Source organism: Pseudoalteromonas sp. SG43-1 (genome assembly GCF_014164415.1).
GTDB classification, from domain to species: domain Bacteria; phylum Pseudomonadota; class Gammaproteobacteria; order Enterobacterales; family Alteromonadaceae; genus Pseudoalteromonas; species Pseudoalteromonas distincta.
In genome coordinates this window covers 113,498-127,900 of sequence record NZ_JACJFD010000001.1, presented here as the reverse complement: position 1 = coordinate 127,900, position 14,403 = coordinate 113,498, and the positions used below count along the sequence as shown (strand labels likewise).

Here is a 14,403-nt window from a genome sequence, read left to right as displayed (position 1 = left end):
AAGCTTCCTTAATTGAGTTTATCGTTCGCGAACTAAGCGAAAACCAATGTAGTTAGATCTAAAATCAGGCGCTAAAATTAAACGCGTAGATGCACGAGCAAGGCTTGGTGCAAAATTCCACGCTCCGCCTCTTACTGCTACATCAGACTCACCTGATTCTTTATCGGTCCATTCCCATACATTGCCTACGGTATCGTATAATCCAAATGCATTTGGAGAAAAAGAACCTACTGGTGATGCACGTCTATTTGACCATTCACTACCACACCAACCACAGTTAGCTAGGTTTTTACCAATTTCGTTACCCCAAGGGTATTCTGTTTCGGTTCCTGCACGTGCTGCGTATTCCCACTCAACTTCGTTAGGTAAACGAAATTGCTGCCCTGTTTGACCCGATAACCACTCAGCGTAAGCTTTTGCATCGTTATAAGTTAAACATACAGCAGGAAAGTCACTGCCTTGCTCAAAACCAGGATTACGCCAATTTAAATTTGCTTCCCATACTGGTTCGCCATTTAAATAATACGCACACCCTTTATTTTTTTCCGCTTGAGTTTTATAACCTGTATTTGCTACAAATTTTTCGTAGGCACCTACGGTTACTTCTTTACTTTGCATAGCGAAAGAATTTGCTATTACTTTTTCAATTACTGGACGTTCATTAGCTAAACCATTGCCATTGATATCGCCCATTTTAAATTTGCCTGCAGGAATAACGACAACCGGCGTTTCAACGTTTGCATTTAATACATTAACGTTTTCACTAACCTGGCGTGTTGTTACTTCTGGTTGCTCTCGAGTATAGGTCGGTGCAGCAATCGACTTAGGCTTTTTTACCAAATTTGCATTAATTGTTTGTGCTTTATTTAAATCAACACGAACTTGATAAGGCTTATAGCCAAGTTTACGTATTTCAATGTTGTGAATACCCGGCGGTAAACGTGTGATCAAGCGTGTTGAGCCAAAGCTTACACCATCGATAAACACTTCATCGTCGTATACGTTTGATCGTAATGTCAGCTCTATTGATTGATCCTTCTTCTTATTAAGGATAGAAGGGTAATCTTTTTTCACCGATGCAGGTTTAACTGAATAATCACGTACTGGCTGCTTTTCTAAACGAGAAACCGACACCGTGTTGCTATTATCCGCGCTATTACTGAATGTTAACTGACTATCAGTAAATGTATTGTTATACGCGGGTTGATAAGCAGCAGTAAGTGGCGTGCCGTACTCAGAACAATAACGGTTATCAATGCTTAATAAGCTACATAAACGGCTACTGTTTACTTCGCCGCGCATGGTTACGCTTAAGTTAACGTTGTAGTTACCTTGGCCGCTAAATGCACTGTTAACTACATGGCTACTTAATATTTGTACTTGAGCGCCCGCCAAATTACGTTTTGGCTCAACAATGCGCTCTTCTGTTAAGTTTGCAAATATTTGATCTACAAAGCGTTTAGTTGCTTTTTGTAGCCCCATTTGCTGACCGCGTTGCTCACACGCTGCTAGCGTTTCTGTTCGCTTACAGTTAATCGTATGGTTAACTTCAAGCGTGCCTTCACGTGTAAACTCGTTACGTAAACGCTCTACTCTGGCTGTAGTTAACTGCTCTTTTAAACTTTCTAAAGTATTTAAAAGCGTATGCTTAGCAACACGAATTTGCTCTATATCTTTACGGTGGGATGCAATTGCCGCCAACTGCATAGAAATATCATCTTTGTTTTGCTTATGATCAATCACCGCTTTTTGATAGCGTGATTGAGCCGCACTAATATTAATAGTGGGATCGTCAATTAAACGACGGTACATTTCGTTCATCGCATCGAGCGCTTGGTTTTTTTCTTTATCTAGCTCTGTAGAACGAGAACGAAGTAGCTCTAGTTGATTTTGTAACTGACTTTCTTCTTTAAGATGTTTTTCAAGTATTCTTGTCGAGTTATCGTATTCTGTCTGTTTAACACTAATCTCTGACTCAATTCCAGTTACTGTAGCTGTGTCTTGTGCAAATGCACTACTAGCTAACAAACTAGCTGAAATTAACAGAGATAAAGGAGTAATTCGCATATATTCCAGTCCCAAAAAGCGGCAATTATTTGGTCGTTATTATTTTTTATAATTAAAGCCTTATGCTATGTACTTGCAGCACAAAACACAAGCTTTGTTCAATTATTATCTTAGTTTACAACTATTCGCGTGTTTCACGCCAGTAAATAACCCGATCATTTCCTCGAAAGCGTCCAAATTGTAAAATAGTACGAGGATCAAGCTGTGTTTCATCCCCCTGCCAATCCCACTTTAACCAATCATAAGTATTATATTCTAAGGTAAATTCACCCAAACCATTTGGCTGCGCATAAATACCATTGTTTGCCGGATACACTCCCGCCTCTAACTGGCCAGATACACCCGTTCCATATTCGTAGGCTAATTGCGGGCTGTTAGGTGATATTTGAGTGATTTGGGTATGATCAAATACACTACAGTTATCTTCTGCGTTATTTACAAATCCACTGCCGTTGTAATACTGAGCCTGCATAGGAATAAGTAAAGGGTCGAGATCGGAGCCTGCGTTATTACCAAGTACTAAACGTCCAAATCTAAACTCTATTGGTAATGTATTTAGTCGTACACTATTACAGCCACCCGAACATGCTGTTTGTGTATTAGGTTTATCATTTGCATCAATGAGCGTTGCTCCTTCTATGTCAGAAAGCGTTGCCATTAAACTGACCATAGCGAACGGTCCATCTGCTTGCCCTACACCTAATCTTTGAAGTGTGGTGTTTATTTGACTCATTTGCCATTGGCCGTCGCTTATATCTCCCCAGTTATTATTCCCTAGGTTTACTAAGCGGCTAGCAAAATTAGTTGCGGGTACATAGTTAGCTACTTCATTATTTTCGGCATTAATGGCTACACTGGACTTATCAAAGCCCTCTTTATAATTAGCCATTAGCTCACCATTTTGATTTAGTGCTTGTACTGTAAAGCCGAGTTCAAAAGGTTGATCAAGGTAAGTTAAATTACTGCCGTATTGCGTGCATTGTGCGGCAGCTTGAACCCCCACTACCTGAAACTGCGAAGGTGCAAAACGGCCAACGTTATATAATTCACCTTTTACATCTCCCGCGCCAAAGTAATCGGCATCTTGCAGACCTGCTGTTAAATCAATTATGCCAACTTGGTCGTAATTATACTGCGATATAGATTCACTCAAACTGCCTGTGTCACTAAAGGCAACAGTGCTCATCGCTTCAAGCGTACCTTGAACGCCTGGCGTAGGCGCTTTAAGTAATGCCTCTACAAGTGGTTGCTCTGTAATAAAGTGCTTGGCAATGGTGTTATTTGTAATATTGCTGTAGTTATCTGGGTAACCATCGTTGTTAGTGTCTTGCCCTGTTTGCCATTGCACCGCATTCATTTTTAAATCAAATGCTTCGCCAGTTAATCTAAATAAACTTCCATTGGCATCTGCTGCATAGCCATCACTTGCAACTTCCATCGCTAATCCAAATGGCTTTACAACATACTCATTTGAACTCCCCGTTAGATTTACTGATAAATTAGTGACTGGGTCTAAAATTAAATTGGTATTTACATTTAAACTCAACTTTCCTGCGTCGGGATAATTTATAACAATCGGGGCTTTAGACTCACTATCAAAGTTTAGCGTGAACGATTTAGCTGCTTGCTCGACCGCAAAGGTATTATTGTTGTTACTAAGTGAAACCGTATCAGAGCAACTTGCACCAGCACTGCATGTATACGATAAATCTAAGCTTACATCACCACCAGCGGGAAATGCAGCTTCGCATACGCCCGTAGTGGTATTTGTTTTTACCGCTTGAATAGATAGCGCTTTTGCATTAAATCCAGTATTTGAAGGCTTTGCTGATAACTGAGTAGGAATTGTAGTATTTCCATCTGTATCATTATTAAAAATAAATCCAGCATCAGAAAACGTAACTTTACAGCCACTCAAACCAACATTATTACCACCGATATAACAACGAAGAGGTGCAGAAGGATCAGCAGTGTTATATCCAAATGTAACGCTACCAGTTGTACGTTTAGCAAACTCAACAGTTGTTGAGCCTGTAAAATTAATATTCTCCCCTGTAACCCAACTTTGCTGACCACTATTATCTGGAGAAAGGTTTAAACTAGAGGGTTCCGCAAATAATAAGTCGCAGGCATCATTAGCGCAGGCTGTGAGTGTCATTTCTTTAGCTTCACACGTTAGACCTTTGTTATCGCTTATTGTTAAACGATAATGATCCAGTGTTTCTGGTGTATAAATACCACAAAAACCAGGGATACTTTCGGGTACTGGTAGAGCGTCAAACGTTGAGCTCCCTTCGGTAATAATTTGAGTAGCCGATGTAATTGATCCCTGATACGTCACATTTTGAGCGATTCTTACCTCACCAGTGGCAACAATATAGCCCGCAATATTTGCATCGGCTGCAATAGCAACCGCACCATCGACATAAATAGCCAAGTACGCGCCAGTTTCTACTACTATATTTGTTTTACCTATATTCAAAAATGAAGTTGATAGAAGTGAGGTTGTGTCTTTTAAAAAAATACGTGTAGGCGCTGTTACTCTGTATTGTGTTTCCAGCATACTTAACTGCAACTCATCGTAATAATAGTCGCCAGCTAAAGAAGTAGGTACGGGCCCTGTTGAGCTACCATCATTTGTAACCGTTGGCACCTGCGCCGCTTGATTCGGTTCTAAAGAGTTATAACCACCAGCAACACACGCCTGACCATTACACAAAGGAGGGCTCGTCAGCGCTGTAGAAATTAAATTTGTGGTGGTGACAAACTGCGCATTACCATCGGTTATTTCTACCCCCTGCACCAGCTGTACTTCACCGTTGTTATAAGTAGAAATAGCGCCTGGGAATAACGTATCACAATCTAAAATATCACCATTAAATACAAAGGTACTGGTCATGGCGAGTATTGATGCTTCCTCGTTTACGTGACGGCGCTCGTTATCGCCATCACGGTCTTCGTCAACAACAAGCCCTAGCCTGTCAGTTCTTAGGTTACAGCTGCGTAGCCACCCGCCATCATCTTCTTGGCGTGAGTTTTTACTTGCAACCACCAAAGGAGCCACACTAAAGTTATTAGTAAAATTAAAGTAATTACAGCCATCGCTCCAACCGTCAATTTCAAAGCCTGTGAAAAAAGTTTCCCACGATACCTCAACGCCATTATCGTCAGTAAATGTGCGGTTACTTCCTGGCTCCACTGCCATGTAAGCAACAGTTTCGTTTTTTATGAGCCCAAGTGCTGTTTCAGATGCCTCTAAAGCAATATTAACGCCGCTGGCAGATAGCGAATTACTTTCTACTGCAACTGTTAAAAACGGAATTAATGCCTCAGAAGGTGGATTGCTGTCTATGCTATTGAGTGTTTGTAACGAATGGAAAAAGTTTGGCCTTTGAGTAAACGGTTCAGCAAATGTTAAAGACTTATAGCCTTTAGGTGTCAGTGGAGCAAAGCCAGACTTAGAGCCATACTGTAATTCGAGTAATAAGTCTGTACTGCCCACTTCCATAATTGTGCCGTCTGGAAATTGATGCACACCATACTCAACAGCTAAATAGTGCGCCCCCATACTAATATGCCCACCATCTTCTCCTGAAGGTTCAAGCGGTAAGGCCTCAAAGCTAGTTGTGGTTATATTACGTATTCTTATTATTGCAGGGTTTCCACCTTGGTTTGTTGAGAGCATAAATACAGCAGGAGGCGTTATATATTGCTGTTGAAAATTTACTTTTGTCCAAACAGGCGATGTGTATGTATCTTGCAGCTCTATATAACGGCCCTCGATTTTTGGAGGCACTGCATTTGCGTGATTACAAAGTAACACGCAGCTAAAAAATATAATGACTAATGCACTTTTTATCATGGTAAAGTTTTAGCCTCCACACTGAGTGTTCTTTGTGTTTCCCAATAATCCTTTCTGCAATCATTTCCTGCAGGGCAATCAATTGCGGCGCACGTTGCACTACTTTGTAAGTAATAAATATTAACAAGCCCGTTTGTTGTGCTGCTGTCGGGTAGGTCTATATATTCATCGCAACTCACCAGCACGTTACAATTAGCTAAATATGCAGTTTGAAAGGTTAAATTAGTTGTAACTGATGCACAGCTTTGCACTGAGCTATTTATTGGAAAGAGTTGCGTTAAACCACTTTCTAATCCACTTTGCGCCGCCATAAAAGCGCGAGCGCCGTAATACTCAATGGTATTTTGTTGAGATGCACCAGAAAGCACTTTAACTAATGCTAATCCTAGTGCTAATAAAGCAACAATAATTACCAAAGAAACAATTATTAAGTTCCCTTTTTGTTTACTGGGTAAGGCTTTTCCGTGATGATTTTTTTTAAGGTACATTAGGAATATGCACCTCATGGTTAAAATTCATTACTTCAGTATCGTTAAATTGCATTTGCGCATTCACATTAAGCACAGCGTTTCTTTGTAGGGAGAGCGCATCAAGAGTAAAAAATAAATCGCTCGCTAAATTATTGGCAATGTAAATACCTAATAAATCACGTTTAACACCACTGCTTATTTGTAAGCTCACGGCATCTAATTGATTAACAGTAAAACCGTAATCGGTATATCTATATAAATACTGCTCTTCAACGCAAAAACTTACAGGTTGAGAGAGTAAATAAAGGCGCTTACTTGGCGACTCTTGGGCAAACGCTTTACTAAATTGCCACTCATCAATTGCACTAGTGGTGGAGCTATTAAATGCTGATAGTTTTAAACGCTTATTATTATTCTCATCGTATATATCAGCGCTGCTTAACGGGTAAGTTGTTGCCCAATCTCCAACTTGCGGCTGCGTTAAATTATTAAGTTCAAAATCAACAGCGCTAACATTAAAAGGCGCTACGGTAGGTAGGTAATTTGTATAGTGAGTCGCTGATAAAAACGGCGTAAATTCTAAGCACTGCTGAGCACTACATGCTCCGCTAGTGCTGTTATCGCAAGAGAGCCTTAATGAGTTTGGCGTAGCGTGGCGAAGCTCTTTACTAAGTCGCGTTATTAAAAAGCGGGCCTGAGCTACTGCTTCTTGGCGCTCAACCCCTTGTGAGTAAATACTGACCCCAGCACCAATAAATGAAAATGCACTTACGGCTAAAATACCAATAATAACCATGACAAGTAATAGTTCTATAAGGGTAAATGCATTTTGGTATTTAGCTCTTTGCATTAGTAATTCCCTTTATATGCACTAAATCCGTAAACTTCGCCTAAGGGTGATGTTACTTCTATAGTAATGCGCTTAAAGGTTGTGCCATCGTTGGTGGTCGATTCGTTAAAGTCGCTATCGTACTGGACTGTAATAACTAAGTTAAAGTCACTGTATTGGCTTAACACCTCACCTAAGCTATTAGTTATAGGCTGGTTAGACAGTGCAATATAGTCATCTACATCGTTATAACTGGTTCTGGTTTCTGAGTTATCTACTCCGAAGTCAGCAGGTGCGGTACAAGCCTCAGCACCTAAGGTTGTTTCGCCGCAACGTCTAAAAGGTGCGCTTCTATCACTGTGCTCATCAAACGACTTACTTTGGATTTCGTTCATTAATGATTGACCAAATTCAGAGGCTCTTAAAGCCACAATCGGCTCTGCACTTTTTTTGGCTTGTGGGGCAATTAAAGCTGTAATAATACTTAATGCAATTGCAAACATGACAATGCCAATAATAAGCTCTATTAGAGTAAAACCTTTTACTTTAAGGGCACGCATATATAAGCCCTTCACCACTTATGCATACGCCAGCTAATCCAACATCTATTCGACACTGCGTAGTACAGGTTTGATTTGATTTACCTGAAGGATCAAAACTAATTTGGGTAAATATATTCGCGTTACTATCTAAAGCGCTAAATGTTATATCACTTCTTTGCGTGTTTATTTGTACCACTAAATGATCGGTGTTATTGGTATCTGCTCCACCGGTACATGTATCGGGTGTGGAGGGAGCAATAAGTGTGGAGGTTATATAAAGGGTATGGCAACTTGTTGTTGCTGTATTTTGCATTGCACGTAGCTGCACTGTCCTAAGTGCATTTAAAGTACGGTCTCGATACGAATAGGCGTCTTCTGTTGAGCTGCCCAGAAATTTGGGAACTGCCGTTACCGACAGTATTCCCAATATCACTAGAGTAATAATTAACTCAATGAGTGTGAAGCCACGCAATCGTTGCTTACTACTGCTTATCATTTATGTAATTAACAACCCGTAGTAACAAGTGTAATCACTGGAGGAGTTACAACTACAGGGCCTGTCGTCGCAGTAGCTTGCGTGTATTCAATTCGACAATCATCAACAGTAGTTGCATCCACAGTGTAACTATTAGGAAAAATAGTTACTGTTGTATCGTTTACAAATAAATTGAAATCAGCTGAATCAATTGCATTTGGTGTTCCATCTGCAAAGTTGACATCTAAAAATGCTTCAAAGGCTTCTTCTGTTGCTGCTGGATAACCATAAACAGTAGGTACTGCTACACCAGTATCTACTGTAACTGTAGCCTCATCCTTTTTGTGATCACTAGCAATAATAGATTTGCCATTCACAATATTCATACCACTGCGAATCGACCCTTGTAAGCCTTCAAGTGTTGAAGCATTGGCATCACCTTGCAAGTTTAAAAAGCGAGGTGCTGCGGTAACAGCTAAAATGCCTAAAATAACAATTACGATGATCAATTCAACAAGTGTAAAACCTGCTTGTTTATTCATTGGTAAACTTTTTAACGATTGCGTTTTCATAAGTAAGCCTCTTTTTAATTACTTAATTTTTAAATATTTTTACTTTGCCTGTTTTAGCAAAGTATGAAAAACCTGTTAAACCTGATATTTCACCCGTATTGGTAGGTATACTTTTAATATCAATGGTATGAGTTAAATAGTAGTCGCATTGCGTACTTTCTGCATTGTACATAACTAAAAAACTTACACTTTTTATTCTTGATATTTCATTACTTAACGTACTACTGGGTGCATCTTGTAAAATTATATTTAAAACTTGGCGGCATTTATTCGCATTTATAGCTTCTGCACGAGTATCTTTTTTTTCTGTTTCATCACTTGTTGGTGTACCTAACGATCCATCAATACCAACTATTACACCTCCATAATTAACAAATGTTTTGTTTGACCTGCTGTTTGGCCTACCTTCTAATTCCCATTGACCCCTAACCATGCCAACGGCCGATGAGAAACTACCTGCTATAGCGTCAACGCTTGCATTATGCGCTTGATTTTTAATCCCTATATATTGAGGTATAGCAAAGCTCAAAATTACTGCCAGTAAAATCACAACAATAACTAACTCAAATAATGAGAAACCTTTTGAGTAAGCCTTTGATGCAATCACTTGGTTAATTACCTTTAATCGCGGACATCATGTTCCACATCGGCATAAAAATACCCAACGCTAAAATCAGCACCATAATGGCAACAAACACAGTTAAAATAGGTTCTATTTTTGCAGTTAAGCTCCGTAAGTCGTAATCAACTTCACGCTCATAATAATCAGCAGCCTCTTGTAAGAGCTCATCAACCCGGCCCGTTTCTTCACCTACCGCCACCATCTGTAATACAAGCTGAGAAAACAGCTGAGAACTTTTTGAGGCTCTGAGTAAACTATCGCCCTTTTCTATATCTTGGCGCATAGTAATAATCGCTTTTTCCATATAGCTGTTATCTACGGCATGCGCTGTTAGTGATAAACCAGTGGTCATAGGCACACCGGAGCGCAATACCATAGCTAAACTTTGACTGTAGCGCGCAAGCAATGTCCGTTTTAAAATATCCCCAATAAATGGAATTTTTAATTTATATTGATCCCACTTAAAGCGTCCAGGCTCTGTATTTAAATAACGCCTCCAAGCAAAAACAGAACCAATAACCATCACCAATAATAACCACCAGTAGTTAACAAAAAAGCTGCTAGTGCCAATTAATATTTGAGTCATTAATGGCAATTCGGCATCAAATTTTTCGAACATACTGGCAAAGGTAGGAATAACAAAAATATTCAAAATAATCATAGCCGCTACTAGAGCCAAAATAACAAAAGTAGGGTAGCGCATAGCTGCTTTTATACGCTTTCGGGTTTCTTGTTCTTTCTCAAAATAAATAGCGAGTTGATAAAACGCATCTTCTAATCGTCCAGAGCCTTCACCAACCATTACCATGGATACTGTTAAACGGCTAAATACCTCGTTATGTATCGCCATTGCACTGGATAAGTCGCGGCCTTGTTCGAGCTGCTTGGTAACTTCTATTAGTACATTTTTAAATTTTTTATTTTGTGTTGTTTCTGCCAACCCAACCATTGCTCGTATAATTGGTATACCTGCTTTTAATAGCGAATACATTTGCCTAGAAAACATAATCATGTCGTCTAGCGTTATTTTTTCGACAAATAAATTATCAAAAATTTTGATGTTATTTTTTGTTTCAACTAAAGAGATTGATATTGGTATAAATTGACGCTTCATTAAACTATCAGCTACGCCAGCTTGGTTACTCGCTTCTAATTGCCCTTTAACCAACATACCTTTGCTGTCTTTAGCTTTGTAGCTATATAGTTGCATCAATATCCCCTACTATTTCTGGGATATATTCAGCCACTTTAAATACTTCATCTAAAGAGGTAACACCTTGCTTAGCATAGTTTAATGCCATTGTTGAGAGCGGCGAAAAATTCGCGCTATTTTTAGCGGCTTTTGCAAAACCTTGCGTGTCGTTAACTCGTAATGCATCCATCATTGCATCATCCATTTCGAGTAACTCAAAAATACCTACACGCCCTTTATAGCCACTGTGATTACATGCGGTGCAACCTTGCCCTTTAGAAAATTGAGCATCTGTAATCTCTTCGCCTAAATATTTTAACCAACTTAATTCTTGGCGATCTGGCAAGTACGGTACTCTGCAGTCATTACATACTCGTCTTACTAATCGCTGAGCAATAATCGCGCGCAGTGAACTTGCCACTAAGTAAGCCGGTGCCCCCATGTCGATTAAACGCATAGCACTGGTAATTGCATCATTGGTATGTAACGTTGATAGTACGAGGTGGCCTGTTAAAGCGGCCCTTAATCCAATATCTACGGTTTCTTGGTCACGCATTTCGCCAACCATTATAATGTCAGGATCTTGCCTTAGAGCGGTCCGTAAAATACTTGCAAAGCTCAGCCCTATTTTATTATTTATTTGTACCTGGTTAATACGGCCAATACGATACTCAACGGGATCCTCTACTGTAATAATTTTACTTTCTTGTTGATTCAGCTCACTTAATGCACCGTATAGTGTGGTTGTTTTACCCGAACCTGTTGGCCCGGTAACTAAAACCATGCCATGCGGACGTTTTATAATGCTGCGCACACGTTTTAATATGTGTACAGGCATACCCGTTTCATCTAACGATAGTAATCCTGCGGATTGGTCAAGCAGGCGCATTACAACTGATTCACCATGCTGAACCGGCATGGTAGATAAACGCACATCAATACTATGGCTGCGTACTTTTATATTAAACCGGCCATCTTGAGGGAGGCGTTTTTCAGATATATCTAATCCCGACATAAGCTTTAAACGTAACACTAATGCCGATGCTATTTTTACTTGGTTAAGAGTGTGCTCTTGTAATATGCCATCTACACGTTGACGAATGCGAAGCAAACCTTCATCTGGCTCAATGTGAATATCGGATGCACGAACTTGTACAGCATCCTCAAATATTGATTGCAGTAACTTTACAACGGTTGCATCTGATGTCTCATCACCTAAAGAATTTAAATCAAACTCTTCTACGTCTTGATATTCTTCATGAAGTTGTGCTGCAAAGTTGGTAATTTCATCTGTACGGCGATACACGTTGTCAAACGCAGCCATAATTTGGCTTTCTTGAACAACAGCTAAATCTATTCGTTTAGGAGCAAGCATAGTCGCAAGTTGATCAAGCCCCCTTAGATCAGCAGGATCGCTCATCCCAACTAAAACAGAGTCACCATTGTCTTCAATTACTAATGCTCTGTAGCGACGTGCATAAACCTCAGATAAAAGCTTAGATACATCAGCTGATATTTTTCGCTGTGATATATCTAAAAAAGGTACTTGTAATTGCTGCGCTAAAAAACGTAATAGTTGTGGTTCACTAATAAACTCAAGTGTAATAAGCGTCGAACCTAATTTACGACCCGTCGCAGCTTGAACGTTTAGCGCTTCGCTTAGTTGCGCCTCGGTGATCATGTGCTCATGAACAAGTAAATCGCCTAAGCGCATTTTTAAACTAGGTCTCATACGGCCTCCTTTAGCGCAACTAAACGCTGTAATGCATGCTGCGTCATAGCTGTATTTAATCCACCTAAATCTAGAGCCACTTTGTAAAGCTGTTTAGCATCGAGGTACTCTCCTAATGCATCTTTTGAGGTTGCAAGTGCCAGCCACCACTTAGCTTGACTAGGCTGTAGTTGTGTAAGATGTTTAAAGCTTTCAAGTGCTTTATGGTGCTTACTCGCACTTTGCGCAGCAGTACCTTGTAGCACCCAAAAATCAAGATTCGCTTGAGCCTCAAATTCATCACTTAAAAGCAGCAATACTCCTTCATACTGTTGTTGCATAATAAGTATTTTGCTTAGCATTACACGCCATTCAAGTACGTTAGGGTTTTGGCGAATACCTGCTTGCAAAACCTGTTGCGCAGAATTTATATCTTGTTGTTTAAAGTAAGTTGCAGCGAGTAAATTTCGAGCTTCAACGTGCAAAGGCAATTGCGCTAAAATAATATTTAAATCACTAATGGCTTCATTGTATAAGCCAAACTGTATTGCTTGTTTAGCTGCGGCTAATTGCTCAATCAATAAAGCCTGTGGCGACTTAGCTTCTGCCACGCTTTTAGTCATAGTATTTTGAGACTTAGTTTTAATCATTGGAGTAATTTTTGGTTTGCTGACAATAGCTTCGCTAGTTACCAGTACATTATCTTTAGCTAGTGCAGGGCCTTGTTTAACCTCGGCAATTACAACTGGCTCAGCCGTTGGTTGAGAAACCAGTAATGTTGCTTCACTCAACTTGGATTCAGCTAAATCATTCACTTCTGGTTTTATTTGCTCAACTTGCACAACCGTTTTCACAACATCTTGCTCAACTAAAGGTTCTACATTGCTTTTTTCATCTTGATAATCAGATAAATTAGAGCTTAGAACCGCGACCATTTTTTGCTGTGGTAACACAGACTCACGTTGAGTCTCTTTTTTGTCGGCGGTCGGTAAATATAGGTATGCTAAAAAAATGACACTTAGCATAATAAGTAAAATTACGGCTTTAAATGCAATATTTTTTACATCATATATCGGCTTTAAACTTATACCTTCTTGAATACTTACTTGTTTAGCTTCTCGTTGCTCAATATTTTTAAGCATATTATTTATAACGCTCATAACAACTGCCTCCATACCCATATGGCAGCAATAGCTAAAACACTAAACATTAAAGCACTGTAGCTCCAATATTGTCCGGTTCGATACTTTGCGCAGTCTTCGGTATCTTTTATGGCAAGTTGAATATGGCGATTTGTTATTATATTTAACCCTTCACCGTAAGCTTGTAATAGTGCTTTGTGGCATAAAATATTAACTAACCTAGGAATTCCACGGCTAGCTCTAGCAATTTTGAGCCCCATACTATTATTAAATAAAGGAGGCCTATTAAACCCTGCAACTTGTAAGCGGTGATTAATATAATAAACAACCTCAGCGCCAGTCATCGCCCGTAATTTATACGAAAAACTGATACGTTGGCGTAATTGCCTTACTTTGTTGTTTGCCAGCTTTTCATCAAGTTCAGGTTGCCCAAATAACACAACTTGAATTAGTTTTTCACTTTCTGTTTCTAAGTTTGTAAATAATCTCAGCGCCTCTAGAGTCTCCCAACTCAAGCATTGCGCCTCATCTATCAAGAGCACTACACGCTCATTATCTTCTTGTAAGTCGAGTAAGTGATGATTTATAAGCTGCCCTAGTGCTTGCTGATCTAATGCTTTATCTACATCCATACCCAGCTCAATGGCAATCGCCCATCTAAGCTCTTCTGGGCTTAAATAAGAGTTAGGTAAATAAGCCACAATGTAATCTGGCTCAAGTTGGTTTAATAGCTTTCTACAAAGTAGCGTTTTACCAGTCCCAACTTCACCAGTGACTTTAATAAACCCTTCACCCATTTCAATAGCTGTTGTTAACACTTGCATCGCTTCATGGTGCGGTTCAAGTGCACAAAAAAACTCTGTGTTAGGGGTTAACGTGAAAGGCATTTCACTTAAATTAAAAAAGCTTAAATACATAG

At 39.6% G+C, this 14,403-nt stretch carries 12 protein-coding genes; all 12 read right to left on the bottom strand.

The genetic code is table 11. The annotated features are described in order from the left end of the window. Positions 1–18: 18 nt before the first annotated feature. The 12 genes from H5159_RS00525 to H5159_RS00470 all read right to left on the bottom strand — a co-directional run bounded on the left by H5159_RS00525 (position 19) and on the right by H5159_RS00470 (position 14,401). Positions 19–2,067 (bottom strand): formylglycine-generating enzyme family protein, encoded by a 2,049-nt coding sequence (locus H5159_RS00525; protein ID WP_024605452.1) that lies wholly within the window; start codon positions 2,065–2,067, stop codon positions 19–21. A 121-nt stretch (positions 2,068–2,188) separates the two neighbouring features. Then, positions 2,189–5,929: an H-type lectin domain-containing protein gene (locus H5159_RS00520; protein WP_182779497.1), complete on the bottom strand. Its 3,741-nt coding sequence runs from the start codon at positions 5,927–5,929 to the stop codon at positions 2,189–2,191. Beyond that, entirely contained in the window at positions 5,926–6,417 is a 492-nt protein-coding gene (locus H5159_RS00515) for a hypothetical protein (protein WP_024594530.1), read from the bottom strand. Before H5159_RS00515 ends, H5159_RS00520 begins: the two co-directional genes overlap by 4 nt. After that, on the bottom strand, positions 6,407–7,249 hold the full coding sequence (locus tag H5159_RS00510) for a type II secretion system protein (RefSeq protein ID WP_024594531.1): 843 nt from the start codon (positions 7,247–7,249) through the stop codon (positions 6,407–6,409). Before H5159_RS00510 ends, H5159_RS00515 begins: the two co-directional genes overlap by 11 nt. After that, complete coding sequence (locus tag H5159_RS00505) at positions 7,249–7,788, bottom strand: prepilin-type N-terminal cleavage/methylation domain-containing protein (RefSeq protein WP_182779496.1); 540 nt, start codon at positions 7,786–7,788, stop codon at positions 7,249–7,251. Before H5159_RS00505 ends, H5159_RS00510 begins: the two co-directional genes overlap by 1 nt. Further along, positions 7,775–8,266 carry a type II secretion system protein gene (locus H5159_RS00500; RefSeq protein WP_182779495.1) on the bottom strand — a complete coding sequence of 164 codons (492 nt, stop codon included), beginning with the start codon at positions 8,264–8,266 and terminating at the stop codon, positions 7,775–7,777. The genes H5159_RS00505 and H5159_RS00500 overlap by 14 nt, the downstream gene beginning before the upstream one ends. 8 nt (positions 8,267–8,274) lie before the next feature. Next, the gene (locus H5159_RS00495) at positions 8,275–8,817 is read right to left on the bottom strand and encodes a prepilin-type N-terminal cleavage/methylation domain-containing protein (RefSeq protein WP_024594534.1); all 543 of its coding nucleotides are present in this window, start codon (positions 8,815–8,817) and stop codon (positions 8,275–8,277) included. 22 nt (positions 8,818–8,839) lie between these two features. After that, positions 8,840–9,424: a Tfp pilus assembly protein FimT/FimU gene (locus H5159_RS00490; RefSeq protein WP_165723725.1), complete on the bottom strand. Its 585-nt coding sequence runs from the start codon at positions 9,422–9,424 to the stop codon at positions 8,840–8,842. A 4-nt stretch (positions 9,425–9,428) separates the two neighbouring features. Beyond that, positions 9,429–10,649 (bottom strand): type II secretion system F family protein, encoded by a 1,221-nt coding sequence (locus tag H5159_RS00485; RefSeq protein WP_024594535.1) that lies wholly within the window; start codon positions 10,647–10,649, stop codon positions 9,429–9,431. Further along, entirely contained in the window at positions 10,636–12,363 is a 1,728-nt protein-coding gene (locus H5159_RS00480) for a GspE/PulE family protein (RefSeq protein WP_024594536.1), read from the bottom strand. Before H5159_RS00480 ends, H5159_RS00485 begins: the two co-directional genes overlap by 14 nt. After that, positions 12,360–13,502, bottom strand: a complete 1,143-nt coding sequence (locus tag H5159_RS00475; RefSeq protein WP_024594537.1) for a tetratricopeptide repeat protein — start codon at positions 13,500–13,502, stop codon at positions 12,360–12,362. Before H5159_RS00475 ends, H5159_RS00480 begins: the two co-directional genes overlap by 4 nt. Beyond that, positions 13,499–14,401, bottom strand: coding sequence for an ExeA family protein (locus H5159_RS00470; protein ID WP_024598054.1), 903 nt, complete (start codon positions 14,399–14,401; stop codon positions 13,499–13,501). Before H5159_RS00470 ends, H5159_RS00475 begins: the two co-directional genes overlap by 4 nt. Positions 14,402–14,403 lie beyond the last annotated feature (2 nt).

Coding starts and splice junctions, on each gene's coding strand:
- H5159_RS00525 (WP_024605452.1), bottom strand. CDS start 2,067: ATGCGAATTACTCCTTTATCTCTGTTAATTTCAGCTAGTTTGTTAGCT.
- H5159_RS00520 (WP_182779497.1), bottom strand. CDS start 5,929: ATGATAAAAAGTGCATTAGTCATTATATTTTTTAGCTGCGTGTTACTT.
- H5159_RS00515 (WP_024594530.1), bottom strand. CDS start 6,417: ATGTACCTTAAAAAAAATCATCACGGAAAAGCCTTACCCAGTAAACAA.
- H5159_RS00510 (WP_024594531.1), bottom strand. CDS start 7,249: ATGCAAAGAGCTAAATACCAAAATGCATTTACCCTTATAGAACTATTA.
- H5159_RS00505 (WP_182779496.1), bottom strand. CDS start 7,788: ATGCGTGCCCTTAAAGTAAAAGGTTTTACTCTAATAGAGCTTATTATT.
- H5159_RS00500 (WP_182779495.1), bottom strand. CDS start 8,266: ATGATAAGCAGTAGTAAGCAACGATTGCGTGGCTTCACACTCATTGAG.
- H5159_RS00495 (WP_024594534.1), bottom strand. CDS start 8,817: ATGAAAACGCAATCGTTAAAAAGTTTACCAATGAATAAACAAGCAGGT.
- H5159_RS00485 (WP_024594535.1), bottom strand. CDS start 10,649: ATGCAACTATATAGCTACAAAGCTAAAGACAGCAAAGGTATGTTGGTT.
- H5159_RS00480 (WP_024594536.1), bottom strand. CDS start 12,363: ATGAGACCTAGTTTAAAAATGCGCTTAGGCGATTTACTTGTTCATGAG.
- H5159_RS00475 (WP_024594537.1), bottom strand. CDS start 13,502: ATGAGCGTTATAAATAATATGCTTAAAAATATTGAGCAACGAGAAGCT.
- H5159_RS00470 (WP_024598054.1), bottom strand. CDS start 14,401: ATGTATTTAAGCTTTTTTAATTTAAGTGAAATGCCTTTCACGTTAACC.